This is a genomic window from Actinomadura kijaniata NBRC 14229, from assembly GCF_001552175.1.
Classification (GTDB): domain Bacteria; phylum Actinomycetota; class Actinomycetes; order Streptosporangiales; family Streptosporangiaceae; genus Spirillospora; species Spirillospora kijaniata.
Genome location: NZ_BCQR01000003.1, coordinates 1 through 25,037 on the forward strand (window position 1 = coordinate 1; position 25,037 = coordinate 25,037).

Here is a 25,037-nt window from a genome sequence, read left to right on the forward strand (position 1 = left end):
GGCGGCCACGCACTGCCCCACACCGGGGTGGCCGGTGAGGGCGGCCTCGATCTCACCGAGCTCGATGCGGAACCCGCGGACCTTCACCTGGTGGTCCAGGCGGCCCAGGTACTCCAGCTCGCCGTCGTCGTTCCAGCGGACCAGGTCGCCGGTGCGGTACATGCGTTCGCCGGGCGCGCCGAACGGGCACGCCACGAACCGTTCGGCGGTCAGGTCGGGGCGGCCGAGGTAGCCGCGCGCCAGGCCGGGCGTCGCCAGGTACAGCTCGCCGGGGACGCCGGCCGGGACGGGGCGCAGCGCCTCGTCCAGCACGTAGGCGCGCACGTTGCGCATGGGGCCGCCGATCGGCGCGCGGGCGTCGGGGTTCCCGTCGTCGAACCAGTCGGTGACGATGACGGTCGTCTCGGTGGGGCCGTAGATGTTGGAGACGCGCGCGTGCGGGGCGAGGGCGCGCAGGTCCCGCAGCAGGCGGGGCGGCAGGGCCTCGCCGCCGAGGGCGATGTCGCCGACGTCGAGCTTGAGGCCGCCGCGCGCCAGCGTCGCGGCCATCGCCGACGGCACCGCGGCGACCAGGGTGCCGCGCCAGCCGCCGCGGTCGGCGAGTTCCAGCAGGTCGCGCACGACCTCGACGCAGCCGCCGGCGGTGAGCGGGACGATCCACTCGATCACCGAGACGTCGAAGTTGAGGGAGCTGGCGAACAGCACCCGGCCGAGGCGCTCGGGCGGGTAGTCGGCGACGGTGGAGGCGACGAAGTCCACGACGTTGGCGTGGGTGACGACCACGCCCTTGGGGCGGCCGGTGGACCCGGAGGTGAAGATGACGTAGGCCGGGTTGTCCGGGCGCAGGGGGCGGACCCGGTCGGCGTCGGTGACGTTCCCGCCGGGGACGCCGGTCAGGTCCAGGGCGTCCAGCTCGACGCGGCGGGGGGCACCGGGCAGGTCGGCACCGGGCAGGTCGGCACCGGCGCTGGTGATCACGCAGGCGGGGGCGGCGTCCGCCAGCATCATCGCCACGCGGTCGGGCGGGTAGGACGGGTCGACCGGCTGGTAGGCCGCGCCCGCCTTGAGGATCGCCAGCGCCGCCACCAGCAGGTCGGCGCCGCGGGGCAGGGCCAGGCCGACGAAGTCCTCGGGGCCGACGCCGAGGCCGATCAGGTGGCGGGCCAGCCGGTTGGCGCGGGCGTTCAGCTCGGCGTAGGTCAGCTCGGTGTCGCCCGCGACGACGGCGGTCGCGTCCGGGGTGCGGGCGGCCTGCGCCTCGATCAGGTCGGGGAGGACGGCGGGCGGGACGTCCAGGGCGGTGTCGTTCCACTCGTGCAGGACGCGGCGGCGTTCGGCGTCGTCGAGCAGCCCCACCTCGCGCAGCGGCGTGGCCGGGTCGGCGTCGGCGAGGGCGCGCAGGAAGCGGACGTAGCGGTCCTGGTGCCCGGCGACCTGGGACGCGGTGTACAGGTCGGGGTGGGCCTCGAAGTCGACGCGCAGGCCGTTGCCGTCGAGGTTGTCGTAGATGTTGACGGCCAGGTCGTCGATCGGGCCGATGGTGAGGGCGTGCATGCGGCCCGGTGTCCCGGCGAAGTCCAGCCGGTAGTCGAACGCCATGATGTTGACGACCGGGCCGTACAGGCGGTGCTGCCGGTCGCCCAGCAGTTTCAGGTCGCGCAGCAGGTCCTCGCGGCGGTACCGCTGGTGGCGCAGGGCGCGGGCGGAGGCGCGGGTGACGGTGCGGACCAGCTCCTCGACCGTCATGTCGGGGCGGACCTCGACGCGCAGCGGCAGGATCGACGACATCATCGCCGGGGTCTCGCGCGCCAGTCGCGTGGTGCGGCCGGTGACGGCCAGGCCGAGGATGACGTCCCGGGTGCCGGTCATGCCCGCCACGTAGGCGGCGGTCGCGGCGATCGCCAGGCCCTGGGTGGCGGTGCGCAGCCGGCGCGACCCGACGGCCAGGGCCTCGGTCTGCTCCGGCGGGACGGTGACGGTGCGGGCGAGGTAGTCGGCGGTCGGCGGCGCCGTGCCCTCGGCCAGGCCGACCGCCACCGGCCGGTCGGCGAACCGTTCGGTCCAGTAGGCGCGGTCCCGTTCGAACCTCTCCGACGCGCGGTACCCGGCCTCCTCGGCGAGCAGCGCCCGGTAGTCGCCGAGCCTGGTCGGCTCGTACTCGCCGCCGTCGGCCAGGGTCGTGTAGAGCTCGGCGGCGCGGTGGCTGAGGATCGGGCCGCAGAAGCCGTCCTGGAGGATGTGGTGCGAGCGGATCCACCACCAGTGGTGGTCCCCGGCCAGGCGCAGCAGCGCGGTGCGGTACAGGCGCTCGTCGTCCAGCGGCAGCGGCTCGGCCATCCGCGCGTCGATCCAGGCGCGGGCGGCGGCGCGCGGGTCGGCGGCGTCGCTCAGGTCGACCAGCGGAATGGTCGCGTGCGGTTCCAGGAATTGCTGGACGGCCATTCCGTCGCGTTCGACGAGGCGGATGTGCATCGCCTCCAGCTCGTGGGAGGCGATCCGCGCCACCCGGTCCAGCAGCCCGTGGTCGACCGGCCCCTCGATCTCGATGTAGAGCCCGATATGGATCGGCGTCTCCGGCGTCAGTTGCTGCGCGTACCAGACGCTCTGCTGGGCGGCGGAGAGAGGAACGAACTCGGAGGACGACATCAACAGCACTTTCCCGGTCGGAGGGGGTTTCGGCGATGCCCGGGAGCGGGGCCGTTCCGGTGGCCCGGGGCGCGGGAAAAGAAGACGGAACTGTGAACTCCGGGCCGCTGCGGTCCCCTTTCCCCCCGTCCCTCTCCGAATCGTGCCGCGCGCACGCGACCGGCGGCCCGTGTGGCTACTCGGCAGTAGCGGAGCCACAGTTAACCAGCCCGTCACATGCCTCGCAATCCCCCCGAAAGTAGAAGTTGAACCCGCGCATTACTCACGCGCGTGACAAAGGATCACCAGTTGGCGGGTGGGACGCCGGGATCGACGCTCGGCCGATGACAAAGGTTGACGACCGAACCCGGCCAACGTGATTACGGAGGGTGATATCAGGTGATGTCAGGCCGGATAGTCGTGGACCACGACGGCGGCCGCGCCGACCGCCGGGTGGCGTTGCAGGACCGCCTCGATCTCGCCCAGCTCCATGCGGACCCCGGAGATCTTCACCTGCCGGTCGACGCGGCCCAGGTACTGGAGCGTGGGCCGGGGGTCCCCGCCCGCGCCGGGCGGCAGCAGGCGGACGGCGTCGCCGGTGCGGTACAGGCGGCCGGTCGGGGTCGCCCCGAACGGGTCCCGGAAGAACGCGTCGCGGGTGCGCTCGTGGTCGCCCAGGTAGCCCCGGCCGACGCAGACGCCGCCGACGAACAGCTCGCCGGTCTCGTCGATGTCGCAGGCCGCCCAGGTGCCGTCGTCCTCCTCGCGCAGCACGTAGAGCTGGGTGTTGACGACCGGCACCCCGATCGGCAGGCGCAGCAGCTCCAGGTCGCCGGCGGTCACGGTGTGGTGGGTGACGTCGTCGGAGCACTCGGTGGGGCCGTAGGCGTTGAGCAGGCGGGCGTGCGGCATGGCCGCCAGCCAGCGGCGCGACAGCTCGGTGGGCAGCTCCTCGCCGGTGGCGATCATCCAGCGCAGGCACGACAGCGAGCCCTCGGGGGCGTGCGGCAGGTCGTCCAGCAGGTGGCGGACCATGGTCGGGACCAGCTCGACGACGGTGGTCCCCCGCTCGTCGACCGCGCGGGCGAACGCCACCGGGTCGTGCGCCACCTCGTCGCCGACCACGTCGACCCGGCCGCCGACCAGCAGCGGGCACAGCATCTGCCAGACCGAGATGTCGAAGCCGAGCGGGGCGGTCTGGGCGACCGCGTCCGCGCCGGTCAGCCCCAGGTCCACGATCTTGGCGTGGAGATGGTTGACCATGCCTTGGTGCTCGACGACCGCGCCCTTGGGGCGGCCGGTGGACCCGGAGGTGAACAGCACGTAGCGGGGCCGGTCCAGGGAGTCCAGGCGCGGGTCGCCCGGCCAGGGGTCCAGGGCGTCCGCCTCCCGGACCGGGACCACGCGCACCTGCGCCGCGGCGGCGCCCTCCCGCAGCGCCGGGGCGGGTTCGCCCTCGTCCACGGCGAGCAGGACCGTCGCGCCCGCCTGGGCGAGGACGTCGCGGACGCGCCCGGCGGGCCAGGTCTCGTCGGCGGGCACGTACACCGCGCCGACCAGCTCGATCGCCAGGAACGCCGCGACCACGGCGGCGCTGCGGGCGCCGCCGACGCCGACGACGGTGCCGGGCGCGACGCCCTCGCGTTCCAGCAGGGCGGCGATGCGGCGGGCCTCGGCCGCCAGCTCCCCGTAGGTGAGGGAGCGCGCCGCGTCGGTGACGGCGGGACGGTCGCGCTCGGCGGCGAACCGCTCCACGCGGGTGATGACGGGATCGGCCAGGTCGACCTCGCGGGCGCTGCTCATGCCGTGCCGCGCGGTGAGCTCCCGGGCCCGCTCGACCTCGGCGGCGGGGACCGGCAGCACCGGCAGCCCGTCGCGGGTCAGCAGCCGTTCGCCGACGGGTCCGCGAGCGTCCATGTTCACTCTCCGTGATGCGAAACTGATCGACCGTCATCGCCGAATAGGCGGGCGGCCCAGCTTATGTCCGCCCTCGCCGTAAGCGGGCGAGAATCATCGCATAGCGGCCTACTAGCTGGTAAGTAGGGGGTTGCGGGGCGACATGCCCGAAGGTACCGTGATGCTCCGCCACGGTTCGGCCAACGGTCCGGCGGCGAACTTCGGAGCAGACGGGGGAACGGCCGCAAATTGCTTTCCGGATATTCTCCGCCACGCCGGAGAATGGACGGCTGCGTTTCCCCGGAAACGGCCATTGGCATTCGTTCGAGGATGGCAGCGTGCCCATCATAAACTCGCCGCTGGAATTCAATGTCGAGGACCTGTACGTCGACCTGCGGCCGGTTCTCGGCCCGCCGCTGTTCCTCAAGTGCGAGGGGTTCAACTTCGCCGGTTCGGTGAAGCTGAAGGCCGCCGTCGCGATGGTCGCCGCCGCCGAGCGCGACGGGCGGCTGGCCCCCGGCGCGACGATCATCGAGTCGTCGTCGGGGAATCTCGGCGTCGCCCTGTCGATCATCGCCGCGAGCCGGGGCTACCGGTTCGTGTGCGTCACCGACCCGCGCTGCAACCCCGCCTCGGTGCGGGTGATGCGGGCCCTCGGCGCCGAGGTGCGGGTCATCACCCGGCCCGACGGCAACGGCGGCTTCCTGGAGAGCCGCATCCGGTACGTGCGGGGCCTGGTGGAGTCCGGCGGGTACGTGTGGCTGAACCAGTACGCCAACCCCGCCAACTGGCTCGCGCACTACGAGGGCACCGCGCCCGCGATCGACAAGGCGTTCCCCGACCTCGACGTCCTGTTCGTCGGCGCGGGCACCACCGGGACTCTGATGGGATGCGCGCGGTACTTCCGCGAGCACGGGCGGCCGGTCACCGTCGTCGCGGTCGACGCGGTGGGGTCGGTGACGTTCGGCGGCATCCCCGAGCGCCGCATGGTGCCCGGCCTCGGCACCTCCGCCCGGCCGGAGCTGGTCGACGAGTCGTTCATCGACGACGTGGTGCACGTCCCGGAGGGCGACACGATCCGCACCGTGCACGCGCTGGCCGCCAAGGGCTTCCTGTTCGGCGGCTCGACCGGCACGGTCGTGGCGGGCGCGGCGCGCTGGCTGGCCGAGCACCGCCCCGGCGCGCGGCCCGTCGCCGTCGCCCTCGCCCCCGACCTCGGCGAACGCTACCTGGACTCCATCTACGAGGAGAACTGGCTGCGCGAGAACTTCGCCGGACTGGTCGACCAACTGCCCGTCCCGGGCGCCGGCGTCCGCGGCGCCTGACCACCCCGACACCCCACGGAGCCGTGCCATGCCCCAGCCTTCGTTCGCCGTGATCTCCGGAGCCCAGGTCCACGAGGCCGTCCACGGGCGCGAGGAGCGGGTCACCGCGATGGTCGAGGCGGCCTACCGGCTGCACGGCGAGGGCCTGACGGTCAACCCCGACTCCTACTTCCTGCGCTTCCCCGACCGCCCCTCCGACCGGATCATCGCGCTGCCCGCGTCGGTCAGGGGCGAGGTGAACGTGCACGGCATGAAGTGGATCTCCTCGTTCCCCGGCAACGTCGCGAACGGCATCCCGCGCGCCTCGGCCGTGCTGATCCTCAACGACGCCGAGACCGGCTACCCGTTCGCGTGCCTGGAGAGCTCCATCATCTCGGCGGCCCGCACCGCCGCCTCCGCCGCGCTGGCCGCCGCGCGCCTGGCGGACGCCCGCGGCGACCGGCCCCGCCGGGCCGGCTTCTTCGGCGCCGGGCTGATCGCGCGCTACGTCCACACCTACCTGGCGGCCAACGGCTTCGCGTTCGACGAGCTGCACGTCCACGACCTGTCGCGGGAGCACGCCGAGGGGTTCCGGGGCTACCTGGAACGCACCGAGAAGGGCGAGGTCACGATCCACGACGCGCCCGAGCCGCTGGTCCGCTCCTGCGACCTCGTCGTGTTCGCGACGGTGGCGGGCGAGCCGCACGTGACCGACCCGGCGTGGTTCGCCCACAACCCCCTGGTCCTGCACGTGTCGCTGCGCGACCTCTCCCCCGAGATCATCCTGTCGTCGTGCAACGTCGTCGACGACGTCGAGCACTGCCTGAAGGCCGGCACCTCCCCGCACCTGGCCGAGCAGAGGGTCGGCCACCGCGACTTCGTGGACGGCACCCTGTACGACGTGCTGACCGGCCGGGTCACTCCCCCGGCGGACCGGCCGGTGGTCTTCTCGCCGTTCGGGCTGGGCGTGCTGGACCTCGCGGTGGCCAAGTACGTGTACGACCGGGTCGCCGCCACGGGCGGGCTCCAGGAGGTCCCGGGCTTCTTCCACGAGATGAGGCGCTACGGCTGACGCCGCGTCCCGGGGGCGCCGAGGGTAGGGACGCCCCCGTTCGGGGAACGCCGCCCGCATGGACAACGAACGCGACGACGTGCAGTCCCTCACCGACTTCGAGCTCCAGGTCTACGAGACGGTCGCGGAGATCGACAAGGGCGGCGGCGCCGCCGACATCGACACGCTGAGGACCCTGATCGACCGGCCGGAGGAGGACATCTGGGCGGCCCTGAGCCGCCTGGTCTCGGCCAACCACCTGCACTCCACCGCGAAGGGCTACGTCCTGGGCCCCCACGACTGGTCGGCCTGACCGGCCATCAGGAGAACTCCGAGGTGTCCAGCTCGAAATCCACCAGCAGGTGCAGGGGGCTACCCGCCTGCGCATGGCTGCGACGCTTGACCTCGCGGACGGGTCATCCCGGCAGGGCTGGCCGGTCAGTCCATGTGCGGGAACTCGGTGGTGTCGAGTTCGAACCCGAACGGCTCGGGCAGCGGCACCGGCTCGCCGAATTTCACGAGCCGCACACCCCTGTAGTCATCGCCCTCCGGATCGCTGTAGAGGACCAGGACACGTTTGTCCCGGTCGACCAGCAGATAGAGCGGGATGTCGGCGCGGGCGTAGCAGTGCCGTTTCGTCACTCGGTCCCGCGTCGGGTTGGAGGAGGTCACCTCCACGACCATGGCGACACCGACAGGGCGCGTCCACGGCCCTCCGCCCCGGAAGTGCCCGTGCGACGCGGGAGTGAAGGCGATGTCCGGGATGAGGTGGTCATCGGGAGGCCGGCCGTCGCTCGGCGCCGTGGTCCCCCTGTTGCAGGAGAACTTCATCTCCGTCGTGGACCGCCTGATCACCTGTGTGGTGATCAGGCTGATGGCGTCCTCGTGATCGGAGTTGGGGGGTGGCGACACGACGATCTCTCCGTCGATCAGCTCGGCGCGGTAGCCGTCGGGCACTTCGAGGGCGAGGAAGGCGTGCAGGAGACCTTCCGAGTCCGACGGGCGACGCTTCGAGCTCTGCGTTTCGCGGGCCATCGCGGTCATGCTCTGCTCCTTCCCCCACCGGAGGAGGATAGACGCAGAACGCCACCTCTCGCATACAGATCGTGTCCATCACTGACCCTCCAAGCGTAGAACGCTGACCACGATCGCGCGACGGGCGGGATGGCGGCGGGGTGGGCCGGTGCGGCACAATGCCTCTTACCAAGCAAGCGTCAGGTTGGGAGTTGCCGTGGGGCTCGTGGCCACCGAGGAGCAACAGGAGCTGCGGGAGACGTTGCGGCGGTTCTTCGCCGACAAGTCGCCCGGCGCCGAGGTGCGGCGGCTCATGGAGGGCGAGGCGGGGTACGAGCCCGAGGTCTGGGCGCGGATGGGCGGGCAGCTCGGGTTGCAGGGGCTCGCGGTCCCCGAGGAGTACGGCGGGGCCGGGTTCGGGGTGCGGGAGCTGGCCGTGGTGTTCGAGGAGATGGGGCGGACGCTGGTGTGCGCGCCCTACCTGGCCACGGTGATGGGCGCGGAGGCGCTGCTGTCGTCGGGGGACGAGGCGCTGCGGCGCGAGTGGCTGCCGGGGATCGCCTCCGGGGAGCGCATCGCCACGCTGGCCTGGGTCGAGGGGCGCAGCTGGGACCTGGACGACGTCGCCATGGAGGCCGTCCGCGACGGGGACGGGTGGGTGCTGGACGGGGTCAAGACGCTGGTGCTCGATGGGCATGTCGCCGACGTGGTGCTCGTGGTGGCGCGCGCGGCGGGAGGGCTCGGGCTGTTCGCGGTGGAGGGGGGCGCCGGGGGGCTGGCGCGGGCCGTGCTGCCCACCGTGGACCAGACCCGGCGGCTCGCGCGGCTGGAGTTCTCCGGGGTCGCGGCGCGGCGCGTGGCGGGCGGGGACGTGCGGCGCGCGCTGGACGTGGGGCTGGTCGGGCTGGCCGCCGAGCAGCTCGGCGGGGCCCAGCGGGCGCTGGAGATGACCGTCGAGTACGTGAAGGTGCGCAGGCAGTTCGGGCGGCCGATCGGGAGCTTCCAGGCGATCAAGCACCGGTGCGCGGACATGTTCGTGCGGGTCGAGTCGGCGCGGTCGGCGGTGCTCCAGGCGGCGTCGGTGGCCGACGAGGATCCGGCGGAGCTTCCGGTGGCGGCGGCGCTGGCCAAGGCGTACTGCTCGGACGCCTACTTCCACGTCGCGGCCGAGACCGTGCAGATGCACGGGGGGATCGGGTTCACCTGGGAGCACGACGCGCACCTGTACTTCAAGCGGGCCAGGGCGTCGCAGGAGATGTTCGGCCCGCCCGCCGACCACCGCCGGCGTCTGGCCGCGCTGCTGGGGATCGGCCCCTGAACGGTCAGACGGTCGCGGCCGAGAAGTCGTCGAACGCCGCCTTCGTCGGGACCCCGCGGTGCGGGTCGGCGGACGTGGTCAGGCCCACCGCCCCCGTGCCGGAGTCGAACGGCCGCTCCCGCCGGTCCCGGTACTCCAGGCGCCGGACGCCGTTCACCCACAGGACCAGGCGCAGGTCGCCGCCGTCGGCGTCGCACAGGGCCTGCACCAGCGAGGTCGCGCGGGGTTTCTCGGGCGCGGCCTGGGCGAGGACCGAGACGCGTTCGCCGACGTGGCGGGACAGGCGGGCCGAACCGCCCGGAGTGATGGTGAAGCCGTAGAAGTCGACGGCCCGGCCGTTCCCGCGGCCCAGGCAGTAGACGCCCGCCTCGCCGTCGGCCGCGCGGCTCTCGAACGTCACGCCCGCCGTCACCAGCACGCGGCGCGGCACGGCCGCGGCCCGCACCGGGTCCACGACGACGACGCCCGTGTCCCCGCTGGTCACGTGGAGGGCGCCGGCCGCGACGCGGGTGTAGGGACCGGCGGCGGCGCGGGTGTCGAACGTCTGCGTCGGGATCACGAAGCTCCGGATCACCGGGGGCGGGTCCGGCGGGGCCGGGGCCGTGGGCCGGGAGGTCGGGGCGGGCGGCGGCGGCAGGAATGCCGCGTTCGGCTCCCCGCCCGGCCGGAACGTCCCCACCACCAGGATCGCCGCGACGGTCAGCACGGTCGCGGCGGCGGGCACGCGGCGGCGCGGCGGGGCGTAGGTGGGCTCGGAGGCGTCGTGGTCGCGGGACCAGCGGGACTCCAGGACGCGGGAGACCTCCGCGGGGTCGGCCTCGGGCTGGGAGGTCAGCTCGGTGAGGATCTGGCGGGCGGTCGGGCGGTCGGCGGGGTCCTTGGCCAGGGCGCGGGCGACCAGGCCGCGCAGGCGGGCGCCGGGGATGTCCAGCTCCGGCGTCTCGTGGACGATGCGGTGGATGATCTCCGACAGGGTGTCCCCGGCGAACGGGGCCCGGCCCGTCGCCGCGAACGCCACCACGCACCCCCAGGCGAACACGTCGGCCGCCGCCGTCGCCCGCTCGTACCGCACGACCTCGGGGGGCAGGTAGGCGGGCGTGCCCACCACCTCACCCGGGACGGTGACCGTGTCGTCGGTGCGGCGGGCGCGGGCGATGCCGAAGTCGATGACGCGGGGGCCGACCGGGGACAGCAGCACGTTGCCGGGTTTGAGGTCGCGGTGCACCACGCCCGCGCCGTGGATGCCGACCAGCGCCGTCGCGATGCCGGTCGCCAGGTCCTCCAGGTCCGCGCCGCGCAGCGGGCCCTGTTCGCGGACCGCCCGGTCCAGGGTGGGGCCGGGCACGTACTCGGTGACGACGAACAGCGGCTCGGCGTCCAGGCGGGCGTCCAGCACCGGCGCGGTGCAGAACCGGCGGACGCGGCGGGCGGCGGCGACCTCCCGGTGGAAGCGGACGCGGAACGCCTCGTCGCCCGCCAGGTCCGGGTCGATCACCTTGAGGGCGACCGGGCGGCCCGTCTCGTCCTCGGCCAGGTAGACGATGCCCATGCCGCCCCGGCCGAGCCGCCCCACCAGCCGGTAGGGGCCCAGCCGGCAGGGGTCGTCGGCGGTCAGCGGCCGGGTCGGCGGGAGCGTGCGCGAGGTGGTGGTCACCGGTGCTCCCCCGCCGCGAAGTCGTCGAACGTCGCCTCGGCGGCGCCGGGGCCGGTCCGGGCGACGGCCAGCCCGACCATGCCGGAGCCGCCGGCGAACGCCGGGCGGGTGGGCTCGGTGCGGTCGGCGCGCTTCACCCCGTCCACCCACAGCGCCAGCCGCGTCGCCCCGGCGTCGGTCACCTCGCACAGGGCCCGCAGCCGGTGCTCGCCGGTCAGCGCGGCCCCGCCGCGAGCCAGGGGCTCGGCCACGCCGTCGCGGCGGTGGGCGAGGGTGACGCCGCCGGGCCCCACCAGCAGCTCGTAGAGGCTGGGCCGTCCCCGGTCGCCGAGCCGCTGCCCCAGGCAGAAGACCCCGGCCGCGCCCGCCGTGACGCGCACGGTGGCCGACACCAGCACCCGGCGCGGCATGACCGGCTGGGGCCGCCAGAGCCAGACGGCCTGGTGGGCCGGGGTGACGCGGCCGGTGTAGCGGCCGTCGCGGTAGCGGCCGTCCCCGTCGCGCGGCCAGCCGGAGCGGGGGTCGTCGAACGCGTCGGAGAGCAGGGCCGTCGCGGCGACGGGCGCCTGGGAGCGCTCCAAGGGAGGGGCGGGGGCGCCGTCCGGCCGTCCCGCCAGCACCGCCCCGGCGACCACGGCCGCCACGACGGTCACACCGGCCCCACCCGCCAGCAGCGGTCCGGGGTGTACGCGGCGGGCCGCCCCCGCCCGGTCCTCCAGCAGCGTCGCGAACACGTGCAGCGCCGTGGGACGCGCCCGCGCGTCGGGGTCCAGGGCCCGTTCGACCAGGTCGCGCAGCGGCCGGTCGATCATGTCGGGCGGCGGGGCGGCGCCGGTGTCCCCGGTGGCCGCGAACGTCACCAGCCGTCCCCAGGCGAGCATGTCGTCGGCCGGGTCCCGCCCCGCCCGCGGGGCGGGGGCGTGCACGCGCGGCCCGACCGGCGTCAGCAGCACCGTCGCGGGGGTGAGGTTCCCGTGCGCGGCGTCCGCGCCGTGCAGGCCGGTCAGGGTCCGGGCCACCGCCAGCGCCAGGGCCTCCAGGTCGGCGCCGCGCAGCGGGCCCCGTTCCCGCACGACCTGCTCCAGCGTCGGCGACGCGGCCCGCGCGAGACCCGGAACCGAAACCATGCGCACCTCTCGTCCTGGCCGGGGTGGGCGCGGGGAGAATCCCAGGTAACGCCACCACCCCGGATCGCGCAACCCCCGACCAGATGAGATCACCACAGAACCGATATCCGCGACAATTCGCCTATGACGGTGACGCGACGGGCCAGCGGATCGATCTACGGGCTGGCGTACGGGGACGCGCTGGGCGCGCCCACCGAGTTCCTGACCATGAAACAGATCCACCGGCGGTACGGGACCGGCGGTCCCCGCGAGCTGGAGCGGACCCCGGCGCTGGTCACCGACGACACGCAGATGGCGCTGGCGGTCGCCGAGGCGCTGCTCGACGCGCTGGCGAACCCGCCGTTCACGCCCGACCTGGTCACGCCGATGTGGCGGCGGCGGTTCGTGGACTGGCTGCGCAGCCCCGACAACAACCGGGCCCCGGGCGCGACGTGCCTGCGGGCAGTCGAGGGCCTGGACGCCGGCGTCCCGTGGGTGCGGGCGACGCAGGCGGGCTCCAAGGGGTGCGGCGCGAACATGCGGGTCACGCCGGTCGGGCTCGCGCCGGGCCTGACCGACGAGCAGCGGGCCGGGGCGGCACAGCTCCAGGCGGCGATGACGCACGGGCACCCCACGGCGCTGGCGGCCAGCGAGCTGACGGCGTTCGCGGTGTGGTGGCTGCGGGAAGGCATGGAGCCCGACGGGCTGCCCGCCGCGCTGCGGGACCGCTGCCGCTCCCAGCGCGCCGTCTACCACGCGCGCTGGCTGGGCGACCTGTGGCAGCGGCCCGGGATGGACGCCCCGGAGACGTTCATCGCACGCGGCTGGGACGAGTGCCTGGCCGTGCTGGACCGGCTGGACGCCGCGCTGGCCCGGCCCCAGCGGGAGATCGACCCGTGCGAGCTGACCGGGGGCGGGTGGGTCGCCGAGGAGGCGTTCGCGACGGGGCTGCTGTGCTTCCTGTACTTCCCCGACGACGCGGTGGGCGCGATCCGGCGCGGGGCGGCCAGCTCGGGGGACTCCGACTCGATCGCCTGCCTGGCGGGCGCGTTCGCCGGGGCGCGCCTGGGCATGGACGCCTGGCCGCCGGAGTGGGCCGACCGGATCGAGTACGCCGACCGCCTAAGGCGTGTGGGCACGGCCTGGGACTGACTCCCAGCCGGTCCAGCCGTCGATCACGATCGCGACGACCGGGCCCTGCGGCGGGCGCTCGCGGTACTGCCGGTAGCGGGCGGCGAGCAGGTCCAGGGGGCCCCGCATCGCGGCCGGGTCGTCCACGACGTGCGCGTGGCCGTCCACGCGGACCCACCACAGGCGGTCCCAGTCGTCCTCGTAGTGGTCGACCAGCAGCGTCACGTGCGGGTTGGCGCGGATGTTGGCCAGGCGCCGCAGGTCCCGGCCGGTCTTGGGCTTGTGGTCCACGGCGGTGTAGACGGTGCCGTGGTCGACCGCGAACGTCACCGGCACCAGGTGGGGGCGGCCGTGCTCGTCCACGGTCGCCAGCCGCGCGACGGGGGCGCCGGCCAGCCTCCGTCGCGCGTCGTCGGCGTGAAGTCTGGGCATGCCGCCATCGTCTCAGTCGCGGAACTCGGGGGGCCGCCCCTCCTTGCGGGCCTGGATCGCCTCCTCGAAGTTGCGGGTGGTGAGGCGGACGAAGAGCTGGCCGAGGCCCTCGTGGCCCATGTGGGACTCCAGGCTCGCGGCGTCCAGGCCCGACCACAGCATCCGCTTGGTCAGCTCCACGCCGGGGCGGCTGAACGCGGCGATGCGCTCGGCCAGCTCGTAGGCGGTGTCGAGCAGCTTGTCGCCGGGGACGGTGCGGGAGACCAGGCCGACGCGCTCGGCCTCGGCGGCGTCCACGTCGCGGCCCGACAGCATGATCTCGAACGCGCGGGACGCGCCGATCGCGCGCGGCAGCAGGTAGGACAGGCCGAGTTCCCCGGCGGTGAGGCCGTTGTTGATCCCGGCGGCGCGGAACAGGGCGGTGTCGGAGGCCAGGCGGATGTCGGTGGCCAGCGCCAGGCACAGGCCGCCGCCGATGGCCGGGCCGTTGACCGCGCCGATCACGGGCTGGTGCAGGCGGCGCAGGGCGCGGATGACGTCGTCGAGCAGCTCCATCGAGCGCAGCGCGATCGTGGGGACGGTCAGGCCGTCGACACCGGGGACCCGGCCGGGCGACTCCAGGTCCGCGCCCGAGCAGAAGCCGCGTCCCGCGCCGGTGACGACCACGACGCGGGTGCCGTTGTCGCGTCCGATCTCCTCCAGGGCCTCGCGGAACGGGACCATGACGTCGAACGCCATCGCGTTCATGCGTTCGGGGCGGTTCAGCGTGACGAGCGTGACGTGCGGGCGGGGCTGGTCGAGCAGGACGAAGGACATCGGCACCCTTTCCGTTAACCTAGCAAGCGCTAGGTTACACGGCGGGGCCAGGCCGGGGGCTCCAGCATCCGGTCCACCACCCGCGCGAGCTGCTCGTCGGTGAGCACGCGCGGCTCGCCGATCGCCCTGGCACGCACGTACACGCCGCACAGCCACTCCAGCAGCCGGGCGTTCTCGTAGGCCTCCTCCAGGTCGCGGCCGATGGTGACGCCGCCGTGGTTGGCCATCAGCGCCGCCCTCCGGCCGCCCTCCATCGCCGCGCGCACGTGGGCGGCCAGCTCGGGGGTGCCGTAGGTGGCGTACTCGGCGACCCGCACCACGCCGCCCAGCAGCAGGGTGTTGTAGTGGATCGGCGGCAGCTCGGTCATGGTCGTGGCGACGACCGCGCCGTAGGTGGAGTGGGTGTGCACGACGGCCGCCGCGTCGGTCTCGGCGTACAGCGCCAAGTGCATCGGGGTCTCCGAGGACGGGGCGCGCTCCCCCTCGACGAGGTACCCCTCGACGTCCACCACCGGGCAGTCCGCGGGGGTCATCCGGTCGAGCATCATCCCGCCCGGCGTGACCGCGACCAGGTCGCCGGCGCGGACGCTGACGTTGCCCGACGCGCCCGTGACGAGGCCCGTCCCGGCCAGGCGGCGGCCGACGTCGCACAGCGCCGCCCGCTCCTCCTCCAACAACATGTGAACCACCCTCACGTTCGACGGCCCGAAGGCGTACGCTATCGCCCTCGGTCCCCCCACACCGGAGCTGTGTCATGGCCGTCGTCACCCTGGGCGCGCACATCCTCGACGTCCTCGCCCGCCCCGTCCAGACCCTCCCGAGCGGACAGGACACGGTGGTCGTCGACCAGATCCGGGTCACCGCCGCCGGGGCCGCCGCGGGCACCGCCGTGGCGCTCGCCAGGCTCGGCAACGACGTGGTGTCGGTCGGCGCGATCGGCGACGACGACCTCGGCGACCTGCTGGTGACGATCATGACACGGCACGGGGTGGACGTGTCCGGGCTGGTGCGGCGCACCGCCGAGCAGACCGCCGCGTCGATCCTGCCGATCCGGCCCGACGGCGGGCGGCCCTCGTTCCACGCGCCCGGCGCGAACCTCACCCTCACCGCGGGCGCCGTCGACCCCGGCCTGCTCCAGGCCGCCGCGGCGATCCACCTGGGCGGGCCGGACGTGGCGTTCGGGCTGAACGACCCGGCGCTGTTCGCGGCGCTGGAGGCGGCGCGCGCGAACGGCGCGTTCGTCACCATGGACCTGCTGTCGAACATGCCCGAGCTGGTCGCGGCGGCCCGGTCGTTCCTGCCGCACGTGGACTACCTGCTGCCCAACGAGGAGCAGGCGCGCCTGATGACCGGCGAGGCCGACCCCGGGGCCGCCGCCCGCGCCCTGCTGGCCGAGGGCCCGAAGGCCGTGGTGGTCACGCTCGGCGGCGACGGCAGCCTGCTGGTGACCGGCGCCGGGGAGCGGCACGTCCCGGCATTGAAGGTGGACGTCGTGGACACCACCGGCTGCGGCGACGCCTACTGCGCGGGCTTCGTCACCGCCCTGCTGCGCCACCGCGACCTGCCCGAGGCGGCCCGCTGGGGGACGGCGGCCGCCGCGACGGTGGCGCGGGGCCTCGGCTCCGACGCGGGCCTGACCGACCTGGACGCCGTCCTCGGCCTGCTCCGCCGGACCCCGGACTAGATCTTGGCCTCGCGGTCCTTCCAGTACGGGTCGCGCAGCAGCCGCTTGTAGAGCTTCCCGGTGGGGGTGCGGGGCAGCTCGGGGACGAAGTCGACCGTCTTCGGGGCCTTGTAGCCCGCCAGGGAGGCCCGGCAGTGCGCGATCAGCTCCTCGGCCAGGCCGGCGGAGGGCACCGCCTCGTCGGACGGCTCGACGACGGCCTTCACCTGCTCGCCGAACTCCTCGTCGGGGACGCCGAACACCGCCACGTCCCGCACCGCCGGATGGGTGATCAGCACGCCCTCGACCTCGGCCGGGTAGATGTTGACCCCGCCACTGATGATCATGTCGATGGCGCGGTCGGCCAGGTACAGGTAGCCGTCCTCGTCCAGGTAGCCGATGTCGCCGGTGGTGAACAGCCCGTCCGCGCGGTGCGCCGCCGCGGTCTTGGCGGGGTCGCCCCAGTACTCCATGTCGTCGCCGCTGGTGTAGCGGAACCAGAGCTGGCCCCGCTCCCCCGGCGCGGCGGGCGTGCCGTCCTCGCGCAGCACGTGCAGCTCGGTGAGCGGCAGCGGGCGGCCCACGCTGCCGGGCTTGTCCAGCCACTCCGCCGCGGTGATCACGGTGTTCACCGACGCCTCGGTGGAGCCGTAGTACTCGTGGACGACCGGGCCGAACCAGTCGATCATCTGGCGCTTCACGGCGGGCGGGCAGGGCGCGGCCCCGTGCCAGACGGCCCGCAGGCTGGAGCCGTCGAACGCGGCGCGCCGCCGTTCGTCCAGCCGCAGCAGCCGCACGAACTGGGTGGGCACCAGGTGCACGTTGGTGATCCGGTGCTCGTCGATCAGCCGCAGCGTCTCGGCCGGGTCGAACGACCGCCGCATCACCACCGGCCGCCCCATCAGCAACAGCAGTTGCGAGAACAGCCACTGCGCCGAGTGGTAGACCGGGCCGACCAGCAGCGACCGGCCCGGGTCGGGGATCAGCAACATCTCGGCGAACGTCTGCCCGACCAGCCGCACCATGTCCAGCGGCAGCCCGGCGCCCAGCAGCTTGCGGCTCACGCCCTTGGGACGGCCCGTGGTGCCGGAGGTGTAGAACATCGGGAAGCCCATGACCTGGCCGGCGGGCTCGCCGTCGCCGCCGGAGGCCAGGAACGCCTCGTAGTCGGCGAACCCCTCGACCGGCCCGCCGACCGCGACCCGGGCGGCCAGCTCCAGCCCCTCGGACGCCGCCCGCGCGACGTCGCCGAACGCGTCCTCGGAGAACAGCGCCCGCGCCCCCGAGTCGGTGAGCACGTAACGCAGCTCGTCGGCGGTCCAGTGCCAGTTGACCATCACGTAGCGCAGCCCGACGTGCCCGGCGGCGCACATCAGCTCGAAGTGCTCGCGGCGGTTGCCCGCGTGGATCGCGACGGCGTCGCCGGTGGCCAGGCCGAGACCGCGCAGCGCGTTGGCGAGCCGGTCGGTGCGGGCGTCCAGGTCGCGCCAGGTGGTGACGCCGTGCTCGTCGGTGAGGGCGGGCTCGTCGGGGCGGGACTCGGCGTGGGAACGGAGCAGCTCGGCCATCGCGACCTCCGGGAAGACGGTCCTGCCCTCGGACTCTAGGTCGCGGCCGGGCCGGGCGGAAGATCCGTCCCCGGAACGGGGAGACGGTTCCCGGATGCGACCGCGCCGCCGCACCCGGGAACCGTGTCCACCACAGTAGACGCCTGAGCCCTCTCTCCGGTTTCCCGCTTTTTAAGAAGTCCGCACCAGATCCGTGATCGATGTCCCCCGGAGTACCGCCTGTGCCGCGCTGACCAGTTGCGCGAGCCGGAACACCTCGGTCCGGTGGAACGGCGGCGCGCCGGTCCGGGCGACCAGCAGCGCCAGGTCCGGCGCCGCCCCGCCCGGCGACATCGGCGTCAGGGCGTACTGGGTGCCGTCGGCGGCGGTGAACGCGCGGTCGCGCAGCGGCTCCAGGTCCGGCAGCGCCGTGTCCGGCAGTCCCCCCAGGCTGGCGTGGGCGATCCGCGCCCCGCCGGGACCGGTTTCGGCCAGCGCCGCCCAGTCCGCGCTGAGCAGCGCGGGCACCGCGTCGGTCAGGGTGACCGCGCCGCGCGCGGGGGCCGAGGCCAGCTGCCCGATCAGCGCGGCGTCCGGAAAGGCCCCCTGCGGCTCGACGGTCGGCCAGACGCCGACGATGTCCACGCCGGGCACCGCGCCGAGCCCGTCGACGAGCCGGTCGATCCCCGCCCCCGACGGCCAGGAGACCGTGAAGTCGTCCAGCGCACGGCCGTTGTCGCGTTCCAGGACGTTCATCTGCACCACGTCCGCGCCCGCCGCGCCGAGGGTGCGGGCCACGCTCCCCAGCGAGCCGGGCCGGTCCGGCAGCCGAACGCGAATCCGCAACAACATCGTCACCTCCAGTGTCCCCCGCGCCACGCGCGACGTCCGCACCAGCGTCCGGCAGCGACGTTTCGGACGTGTTACCCGTCCATGTCGCCGCCGAGAAGAACCGGGCGTCACCGTCACGACACACCCAATGGAAGGTCAACGCCAGACCTACCCCCGGCACCTGTGGGCCGTTAAGGTAACTGCACGTGTCGAGCGACCGGGATCGCCCAGTCAGCGCGGAGGCCCAGGTGGAGTCCGAGCCCGATCCCAACATGCCCGGTCCCGCCGCGCCCGAATCCCCCGAACCCCCCGCGTCCGGTGAGCCCCCCGCGTCCGGCGGGTCCCCGGACGGGGCCGGCGTCGCCGCCGCGCTGACCGCGCTGGCCGAGCAGCTGCGGCGCGAGCACGAGCGCGCCGCGCACCGCGAGAAGGTCATCGACCGGCTGCACGAGGAGAACCAGCGGCTGCGCCGCGACGAGCTCCAGGCCGCGCTGGAGCCGCTGCGCGCCGCGCTGTTCCGGCTGCACGACCAGACGCGGCGCGCCGCCGGGGACTGGGCCGCCGCGCCGCCCGACCCCGCCCAGGCCGTCCGGCTGCTGGGCGCCCTCGCCGACGACGTCGCCGACGCCCTGGCGCGCGTCGGGGTGGAGCGCTTCACCGTCGAGCCCGGCGACCCCTACGACCCGGCCCGGCACCGCCCCGCCGGGGTGGACCCCGCCCCCGACCCCACCACCGACGACACCGTGACCGCCGTGCTGTCGGACGGCTTCGAACGCGACGGCCGCGTGGTGCGCAAGGCCGCCGTGCGGGTGGCGCGGCTGCCCCCGGACGCGGGCGCCCCGGCTCGGCCGAGTCGCCTGCGCGACGGCGGCCGGAGCGAGACGATGAACACGCGATGACAGACGCGACGAGGACCACCGACGCCGACGGGTGAGAGGGACATGGCTGTCTACGGGATCGACCTGGGAACCACCTACTCCTGCATTGCCTCCATCGACGATGTGGGACGCCCCGCGGTCCTGCGCAACCTGGAGGGCACCGACACCACCCCGTCGGTGGTGTACTTCGAGAGCTCCGAGAACGTGGTGGTGGGCCAGACCGCCAAGGACACCGCCGTGCTGGAGCCCGACAACGTGGTCAGCCTGATCAAACGGGACATGGGCCGGGAGGTGAGCCGGACCATCCACGGGTTCGACTACACCCCCGAGGAGCTGTCGGCGTTCATCCTGCTGAAGCTGGCCACCGACGCGCGCACCACCACCGGCGAGGAGACCCGCGACGTCGTGGTCACCGTCCCGGCGTACTTCGGCGCGGCCGAGCGGGACGCCACCCGCAAGGCGGGCCGCATCGCCGGGCTCAACGTGATCGACATCGTGTCCGAGCCGATCGCCGCCGCCATCACCTACGGGGTGCTCAACCCCGAGACCGACCGCACGATCCTGGTGTACGACCTGGGCGGCGGCACGTTCGACACCACCGTGATCGCGCTGCGCGGCGGGCACATCGAGGTGGTCTGCACCGACGGCGACCACGAGCTGGGCGGCGCCGACTGGGACGCGCGGCTGGTGGAGTACCTGGCCGAGCGCTTCCGCGCCGAGCACCCGGACGCCGGGGACCCGCTCGACGACAAGGCCACCGAGCAGCAGCTGCGGCGCGACGCCGAGGACGCCAAGAAGGCGCTGACCGTCCGCACCGCGCACACCGTCCGGGTCGTGCACGCCGGGCGGACCGCAGCGATCGAGGTGACGCGGGAGAGGCTGGAGGAGCTGACCCGCGACCTGCTGGACCGCACGATCGAGATCACCGGGCGGACCCTGGCGACCGCCGCCGACAAGGGCGTCCACGACTACGACGACCTGGTGCTGGTCGGCGGGTCCACCAAGATGCCGGTGGTCGCGGCGCGGCTGGAGACCGAGCTCGGGCTGCGGCCCCGGCTCCAGGACCCGGACCTCGCGGTCGCCAAGGGCGCGGCGCTGTACGCGTTCGAGGAGACCTACCGGCGGCTGGTCCGCGAGGGCGCGGTGGACCGGGCCCGCGAGATGGCGAGCCGGGCGGGCCTGTCGGCCGAGCAGGAGGAGCAGATCGCCGGGCGGCGCATCCGCACGGTCGCCTCGCACGCGTTCGGGATCGTGGTGGTGGACCGCGAGACCGGCGCCGAGAGCGTCGCGCACCTGGTGCACGCCAACGACGAGCTCCCCGCCGCCAAGACCGAGGACTTCTACACCCTGCACGACGACCAGGCGATCGCCGACGTGCGCGTGATGGAGCAGGCCGGCAGCGTCGAGTCGCCCGAGCTGGTCGACAACACCGAGATCGCGCGCGGCGAGATCCGCGTCCCGCCGGGCAAGAAGGCGGGCTGGCCGATCGGGGTGACGTTCGCGCTGGACGCCTCCGGGCTGCTGAACGTGACGGCCGTGGAGAAGGAGACCGGCGAGCGGCTGGAGCTGAAGGTCGACGTCGGCGGCATGTCGGAGGAGGAGGTCGAGAGATCCCGCAAGGCCCTGTCCCGCGTCCAGGTGAGCTGACGGTGTTCCAAGGCCCCGGCCCACGGCACTCGCCTGGCGGCTCGCGCCGTGACCGTGCCCCGGCGAGTGCGGCATCGCTTCGCGATCTTCCCGGTGGGGCTCGCCTCCGGCGTCGCCCCACCGGTCAGGTCACGCACTCGCGCCGTGGCCGGGGCCGTTTCGGAACAGGCCCTGGCCGTAGCCGTGCGGAGGCGCGGCCGGAGGCGGGACGTTGACCTCCGGCGGTTTCGACTCCGACTACCAGCGGGGGGTGCTCGAACCGGCGCGGGCCGCCGGGGACCAGCCGCCCGAGGACCTGCGGCTGCGGTACGCGCTGGAGGACCCGCTGACGCCCGACCGGGTGACCGCGCGGGTCAAGCAGGTGCGGCAGTGCTGGCGGCGCTCACGCGGGCAGCTGAAGTACCGACGGCTGGTGGACCGGCTGGAGGCCGAGCACCGCGAGCTGGCGCCGCTGTTCGCCGCGGCCGAGCGCGGCGACCTCGGGCCGCTGGAGGAGCGGTTGCGCGGCGGCCGGGAACGCGCCCGGCGGCGGCGGAGCGCGGCCCGCGCCCGGCTCGCCGACGCGGCGGGGCTGCTGCGGATGGTGACGCCCGCCGAGGTCGAGGACATCGCGCGGACGGCGGGCGTGGCCCGCGCCGAGCTGGAGGAGCTGGCCCGGCGGGACCGGATCGAGGTCCGCGAGCCGGACCCGCTGCCCGCGGCCGCGCCGTACCAGGCGTTCGGGAAGGTCCGCGAGTCGCTGGAGGTGCTCGGGCGGCGGCACCTGGCGGACTTCCTGTTCGGGGCGCGGCTGGCCGGGCCGATGCGGGTCCTGGACGGGTTCGCGGCGCGCGGGGTGGTGCTGGACTCCAGCGCGGTGTTCAACGCGGCGTCGCAGTGGGCGCGGCGCAGCCGCGACACCAGCACCACGCACGCCGACACGGTGCTGGCGGCGCTGCGTTCGGGCCCCGACCCGGCCGACCTGGTCCGTTACGACATCGTGGAGCGGCTGCGCGAGCGGCTGCGGCAGCGCGCCTCGGAACGGGCGCTGCTGCGGCACGCCACCGAGGACCTGGGGGTCGAGGAGGACGACGCGCGCCGCCTGGTGTTCGCGGTGCTGCGCGAGGGCGCGCCCGGCGGGGGCGTGGCCGGGCGGCTGCGGGCCCTGCTGGACGGGGGCGAGGTGCACGCCGCCGCCGAGCTGGCCAACGCCGCCCAGGAGAGCGGGACCGAGCTGCCGGAGGAGGCCGCCGTGCTGGCCACCGAGGCGCGGCGGCGGGTCGCCACGGCGTCGCGGCTGCGGGAGGCGGCGGTCGCCGAGCCCGACCCGGACCGGGCGTGGCGGCTGCTGGCTGACGCGCTGCGGCTGGTGCGGGACCTGCCGGGGGCCGCCGAGCACCAGCGGCGGCTGCCGCCCCTGCCCGTGCCGTCGCTGCGCGCCGACGTGGACGTGGGCGGCGGCGAGCGTTCGGTGCGGCTGTCGTGGGAGGAGTCGCCGTCCACGGCCGGTGAGGTGATCTACCACGTGGTGCGGCGGGCCGGGCGCCCGCCGCGCGGCCCGGCCGACGGCGACCCGGTCCCCGGGCGGCACTCCTCCGGTCTGCGCGACGACCGGCCGCCGGTGAACGTCCCGCTGTACTACGGCGTGGTCGCGATCCGGGGCGAGGCCGCCGCCCCTCCCGCGGTGGCGGGTCCGCTGGTGGTGCGGCCCGAGGTCCGCGACGTGGAGCTGACGCCCGGCGACGGGGTGGTGACCGGGCGGTGGCGCTGCCCGCCGGAGGCCGCCCGGGTCGTGGTGCTGCGCGAGGGCCGGATGGTGGCGACCGGCCGCGAGGGGTTCCAGGAACGCGTCCCCAACGGCGTCACCCACCACTACCGGATCCGCGCCGTCTACCTGGACGAGGACGGCGGGGAGGCCGTCACCGCGGGGGCGCGGGCGTCGGTGACGCCGACCGCGCCGCCCGACCCGGTGTACGAGCTGGCGGCCGTGCCCGACCCGGCCGATCCGGGGCTGCTGCTGGTGCGGTTCGACCCGCCCGCGCACGGCACGGTCGAGCTGGTGCTCACCGAGGAGGCGCCGCCGTGGCCGCGCAGCGCGCTGGTGCCGGTCGCGGAGGTGCGGCGGGAGAGCCGCCGGCTGGCCGCGACGCCCGTCGAGGGCGGGCTGACCGTCCGGCCGGGCGCCGGCGGGTGGCTGCTGGCGGTGACCGTCGCCGAGGACACCGCCGCGATCGGCGCCCACCACCGGCACGTGAACCTGCCGCCGCCGCGCCGCCTGGTCGCCGACCGCCGGGGCGAGCGGGTCCACCTCGGGTTCGACTGGCCGCCGGACGTGACCGAGGTGGAGGTGTCCTACCGGATCGGCGCCGACCGCATCGCCACCGGCCGCATCGAGGCCCACCTGGCGGAGACCGGCCGGGTCGAGCCGGGGCGGCTGGACTCCGGCGCGCCGGAACGGCTGCTGGTCAGCCGCGCCGCCTACGAGACCCAGGGCGGGGTGCGGCTGGAGGTCCCCGAGGACGAACCGGTCGAGATCGCCGTCGCCGCGTCCGGGACGGCCGCCGGGACGCGCGTCACCGGCCCGCCGGTCACCACCGAGCTGGCCGCCCGCGCCGTCGTGCGCTACGACCTGGAGCGGTCGGGGCCGCCGTGGCGCAGGACGCTGACGGTCCGGCTGACCTGCGCGCGGGCGCTGCGGATCGCGCGGCTCCACCTGGTGCTGCGGGCGGGGCGGGTGATGCCGCACCGGCCCGGCGACGGCGAGACGGTGGGGACGTGGGAGGACGTTCCGGTGCCGGGCGAGCTGTCGGTGCCGTTCCCCGCCGTGTCGGGGCCGTGCTGGCTGCGCTGTTTCGCCGATGATGAGGGCGTCGAACTCGGCGACCCCCCGATCCGCCGGCTGCGGATCGGCCGATGACCCCCGGGAGGAACCGGTGTCCCTGCCGTCTCGGGTGAGCCTGTCCCCACGGGCGGAGATCACCTGCCCGTACTGCTTCGCCGAGCTGGCCCCCGCGCGGATCCCGTTCCGCTGCCGGGGGCGGGCGGGCCGCCGCGCGGGCTGCGCGCCCGTGCTGGACGAGCGGCTGGCCGCCTACACCGGCTCGACGGCGGGCGCGTCGCTGCCGCCGGTGTTCCCCGCGCCCGGCCGCCGCCGCGCCGAGGGCCGCGCCGGCTGCCCGCACTGCGGCCAGCCCACCGGCAGCCGCGTCTGCCCCGAGTGCCACAACCCGCTGCCGTCCGCGTACTGCGACTCGCCGGGCCGGATCGTCGCGCTGGTCGGGGCGAAGAACGCGGGCAAGAGCACCTACATCGCGGTGCTGCTGCACGAGCTGATGAACCGCGTCGGGACGGAGCTGGACGCCTCGCTGGTGGCGTGCGACGACCGCACGATCGAGCGGTACAGGCGCGACTTCGCCCGGCCCCTGCTGGAGGAGCGGCGGCTGCTGCCGACCACCGCCAGCGCCGCGACCGCGCCCCGCGAACCCCTGGTCTACCTGCTCACGCGCAGCCGCCGCACGCGGTTCGCGCGCGAGCGCACCGACTCCCTGGCACTGGTGCTGTTCGACACCGCCGGGGAGGACCTGCGCAGCCGGGAGGTCCGCGACCTGCACCTGCGGTACCTGGAGGCCGCCGACGCGATCATCTTCCTGGTCGACCCGCTCCAGCTGCCCGGCGCGCGGCCGGTGCTCGGCGACGTTCCGGGCGCCGAGCCCGACAGCGAGCCGATCGACATCATCGCGCGGGTCACCGAGGCGCTGCGGCAGCGGCACGGCTCCCGTCCGAACGAGCGGCTGCCGGTGCCGGTCGCGGTCGCCCTCACCAAGATCGACCTGCTGCGCCCGTCGCTGCTGCGGCAGTCGGCGCTGCACCGCGGCCGGTCCGGGACCGGGGTGCTGGACCTCGACGACCGGGACGCGGTGCACGAGCAGGTCCGGGCGCTGCTGCACGAGTGGCAGGCCGGGCAGCTCGACACCTATCTGGGGCAGCGGTACGCCGACTACGCGCTGTTCGGGCTGTCGGCGCTCGGCGGGCGGCCCGAGGGCGACCGGGTCGGCGCGGGCGGGGTGCGCCCGCACCGGGCCGAGGACCCGCTGCTGTGGCTGCTGTACCGGTTCGGGATGCTCGACGGCGTTCGGGGAAGGTGA

The 25,037-nt window shown here is 74.7% G+C and carries 20 protein-coding genes; 10 read left to right on the top strand and 10 right to left on the bottom strand.

Annotated elements, in window-relative coordinates:
* Positions 1–2,646: amino acid adenylation domain-containing protein (locus AKI01S_RS00945; RefSeq protein WP_157419571.1), on the bottom strand; the 2,646-nt coding region annotated here is incomplete at its 3' end.
* A 384-nt stretch (positions 2,647–3,030) separates the two neighbouring features.
* Complete coding sequence (locus AKI01S_RS00950) at positions 3,031–4,542, bottom strand: amino acid adenylation domain-containing protein (protein WP_067811170.1); 1,512 nt, start codon at positions 4,540–4,542, stop codon at positions 3,031–3,033.
* A 317-nt stretch (positions 4,543–4,859) separates the two neighbouring features.
* Between AKI01S_RS00950 and sbnA the strand changes: the two genes are divergently transcribed.
* From sbnA to AKI01S_RS00965, 3 genes are read left to right on the top strand one after another with little or no spacing between them, the layout of a single operon-like run.
* Entirely contained in the window at positions 4,860–5,846 is a 987-nt protein-coding gene (sbnA, locus tag AKI01S_RS00955; RefSeq protein WP_067811173.1) for a 2,3-diaminopropionate biosynthesis protein SbnA, read from the top strand.
* 28 nt (positions 5,847–5,874) lie between these two features.
* Complete coding sequence (sbnB, locus tag AKI01S_RS00960) at positions 5,875–6,897, top strand: 2,3-diaminopropionate biosynthesis protein SbnB (protein ID WP_067811176.1); 1,023 nt, start codon at positions 5,875–5,877, stop codon at positions 6,895–6,897.
* 58 nt (positions 6,898–6,955) lie between these two features.
* Positions 6,956–7,189 (top strand): hypothetical protein, encoded by a 234-nt coding sequence (locus AKI01S_RS00965; protein ID WP_067811179.1) that lies wholly within the window; start codon positions 6,956–6,958, stop codon positions 7,187–7,189.
* 125 nt (positions 7,190–7,314) lie between these two features.
* On the opposite strand, the gene AKI01S_RS00970 is transcribed toward AKI01S_RS00965, so the two are convergent.
* A complete protein-coding gene (locus tag AKI01S_RS00970) occupies positions 7,315–7,920 on the bottom strand; it encodes a Uma2 family endonuclease (RefSeq protein WP_067811182.1) in 606 nt (201 codons plus the stop codon).
* 187 nt (positions 7,921–8,107) lie between these two features.
* On the opposite strand from AKI01S_RS00970, the gene AKI01S_RS00975 reads away from it, so the two are divergent.
* Complete coding sequence (locus AKI01S_RS00975; RefSeq protein ID WP_067811184.1) at positions 8,108–9,208, top strand: acyl-CoA dehydrogenase family protein; 1,101 nt, start codon at positions 8,108–8,110, stop codon at positions 9,206–9,208.
* A 4-nt stretch (positions 9,209–9,212) separates the two neighbouring features.
* On the opposite strand, the gene AKI01S_RS52670 is transcribed toward AKI01S_RS00975, so the two are convergent.
* Both AKI01S_RS52670 and AKI01S_RS00985 read right to left on the bottom strand, forming a co-directional pair.
* Positions 9,213–10,862: a serine/threonine-protein kinase gene (locus tag AKI01S_RS52670; protein ID WP_067811185.1), complete on the bottom strand. Its 1,650-nt coding sequence runs from the start codon at positions 10,860–10,862 to the stop codon at positions 9,213–9,215.
* Positions 10,859–11,995, bottom strand: coding sequence for a serine/threonine-protein kinase (locus AKI01S_RS00985; protein ID WP_157419573.1), 1,137 nt, complete (start codon positions 11,993–11,995; stop codon positions 10,859–10,861). The genes AKI01S_RS52670 and AKI01S_RS00985 overlap by 4 nt, the downstream gene beginning before the upstream one ends.
* Before the next feature lie 117 nt (positions 11,996–12,112).
* Here AKI01S_RS00985 and AKI01S_RS00990 point away from each other — a divergent pair, with 117 nt between their 5' ends.
* On the top strand, positions 12,113–13,120 hold the full coding sequence (locus AKI01S_RS00990) for an ADP-ribosylglycohydrolase family protein (protein ID WP_067811189.1): 1,008 nt from the start codon (positions 12,113–12,115) through the stop codon (positions 13,118–13,120).
* Here AKI01S_RS00990 and AKI01S_RS00995 read toward each other — a convergent pair.
* From AKI01S_RS00995 to AKI01S_RS01005, 3 genes are read right to left on the bottom strand one after another with little or no spacing between them, the layout of a single operon-like run.
* A complete protein-coding gene (locus tag AKI01S_RS00995; protein WP_067811191.1) occupies positions 13,091–13,531 on the bottom strand; it encodes a TIGR03668 family PPOX class F420-dependent oxidoreductase in 441 nt (146 codons plus the stop codon). The two genes, AKI01S_RS00990 and AKI01S_RS00995, sit on opposite strands and share 30 nt — an antisense overlap.
* A gap of 12 nt (positions 13,532–13,543) precedes the next feature.
* Positions 13,544–14,347, bottom strand: a complete 804-nt coding sequence (locus tag AKI01S_RS01000) for an enoyl-CoA hydratase (protein WP_067811193.1) — start codon at positions 14,345–14,347, stop codon at positions 13,544–13,546.
* A 29-nt stretch (positions 14,348–14,376) separates the two neighbouring features.
* Positions 14,377–15,027 carry a class II aldolase/adducin family protein gene (locus AKI01S_RS01005; protein WP_067811196.1) on the bottom strand — a complete coding sequence of 217 codons (651 nt, stop codon included), beginning with the start codon at positions 15,025–15,027 and terminating at the stop codon, positions 14,377–14,379.
* Between the two features lie 74 nt (positions 15,028–15,101).
* Here AKI01S_RS01005 and AKI01S_RS01010 point away from each other — a divergent pair, with 74 nt between their 5' ends.
* A complete protein-coding gene (locus tag AKI01S_RS01010; protein ID WP_067811197.1) occupies positions 15,102–16,031 on the top strand; it encodes a carbohydrate kinase family protein in 930 nt (309 codons plus the stop codon).
* Here the strand turns inward: AKI01S_RS01010 and AKI01S_RS01015 are convergent.
* Positions 16,028–17,578, bottom strand: coding sequence for an AMP-binding protein (locus AKI01S_RS01015; protein WP_067811200.1), 1,551 nt, complete (start codon positions 17,576–17,578; stop codon positions 16,028–16,030). The genes AKI01S_RS01010 and AKI01S_RS01015 overlap by 4 nt on opposite strands.
* 171 nt (positions 17,579–17,749) lie before the next feature.
* Positions 17,750–18,409: an ACT domain-containing protein gene (locus AKI01S_RS01020; RefSeq protein ID WP_067811203.1), complete on the bottom strand. Its 660-nt coding sequence runs from the start codon at positions 18,407–18,409 to the stop codon at positions 17,750–17,752.
* Positions 18,410–18,636: 227 nt separating this feature from the next.
* Between AKI01S_RS01020 and AKI01S_RS01025 the strand changes: the two genes are divergently transcribed.
* The 4 genes from AKI01S_RS01025 (at position 18,637) to AKI01S_RS01040 (ending at position 25,037) form a co-directional block, all read left to right on the top strand.
* Positions 18,637–19,287 carry a nucleotide exchange factor GrpE gene (locus tag AKI01S_RS01025; RefSeq protein ID WP_245681434.1) on the top strand — a complete coding sequence of 217 codons (651 nt, stop codon included), beginning with the start codon at positions 18,637–18,639 and terminating at the stop codon, positions 19,285–19,287.
* 42 nt (positions 19,288–19,329) lie between these two features.
* Positions 19,330–20,913: an Hsp70 family protein gene (locus AKI01S_RS01030; RefSeq protein ID WP_067811209.1), complete on the top strand. Its 1,584-nt coding sequence runs from the start codon at positions 19,330–19,332 to the stop codon at positions 20,911–20,913.
* A gap of 211 nt (positions 20,914–21,124) precedes the next feature.
* The gene (locus tag AKI01S_RS01035; protein ID WP_067811211.1) at positions 21,125–23,809 is read left to right on the top strand and encodes a SaeA-related protein; all 2,685 of its coding nucleotides are present in this window, start codon (positions 21,125–21,127) and stop codon (positions 23,807–23,809) included.
* A gap of 16 nt (positions 23,810–23,825) precedes the next feature.
* On the top strand, positions 23,826–25,037 hold the full coding sequence (locus AKI01S_RS01040) for a TRAFAC clade GTPase domain-containing protein (protein WP_067811214.1): 1,212 nt from the start codon (positions 23,826–23,828) through the stop codon (positions 25,035–25,037).

What these genes read in the sequence shown, in the direction of transcription:
- AKI01S_RS00950 (WP_067811170.1), bottom strand. Translation starts at nt 4,542, where the DNA reads ATGGACGCTCGCGGACCCGTCGGCGAACGGCTGCTGACCCGCGACGGG.
- sbnB (WP_067811176.1), top strand. Translation starts at nt 5,875, where the DNA reads ATGCCCCAGCCTTCGTTCGCCGTGATCTCCGGAGCCCAGGTCCACGAG.
- AKI01S_RS00965 (WP_067811179.1), top strand. Translation starts at nt 6,956, where the DNA reads ATGGACAACGAACGCGACGACGTGCAGTCCCTCACCGACTTCGAGCTC.
- AKI01S_RS00970 (WP_067811182.1), bottom strand. Translation starts at nt 7,920, where the DNA reads ATGACCGCGATGGCCCGCGAAACGCAGAGCTCGAAGCGTCGCCCGTCG.
- AKI01S_RS00990 (WP_067811189.1), top strand. Translation starts at nt 12,113, where the DNA reads ATGACGGTGACGCGACGGGCCAGCGGATCGATCTACGGGCTGGCGTAC.
- AKI01S_RS00995 (WP_067811191.1), bottom strand. Translation starts at nt 13,531, where the DNA reads ATGCCCAGACTTCACGCCGACGACGCGCGACGGAGGCTGGCCGGCGCC.
- AKI01S_RS01000 (WP_067811193.1), bottom strand. Translation starts at nt 14,347, where the DNA reads ATGTCCTTCGTCCTGCTCGACCAGCCCCGCCCGCACGTCACGCTCGTC.
- AKI01S_RS01005 (WP_067811196.1), bottom strand. Translation starts at nt 15,027, where the DNA reads ATGTTGTTGGAGGAGGAGCGGGCGGCGCTGTGCGACGTCGGCCGCCGC.
- AKI01S_RS01010 (WP_067811197.1), top strand. Translation starts at nt 15,102, where the DNA reads ATGGCCGTCGTCACCCTGGGCGCGCACATCCTCGACGTCCTCGCCCGC.
- AKI01S_RS01015 (WP_067811200.1), bottom strand. Translation starts at nt 17,578, where the DNA reads ATGGCCGAGCTGCTCCGTTCCCACGCCGAGTCCCGCCCCGACGAGCCC.
- AKI01S_RS01020 (WP_067811203.1), bottom strand. Translation starts at nt 18,409, where the DNA reads ATGTTGTTGCGGATTCGCGTTCGGCTGCCGGACCGGCCCGGCTCGCTG.
- AKI01S_RS01030 (WP_067811209.1), top strand. Translation starts at nt 19,330, where the DNA reads ATGGCTGTCTACGGGATCGACCTGGGAACCACCTACTCCTGCATTGCC.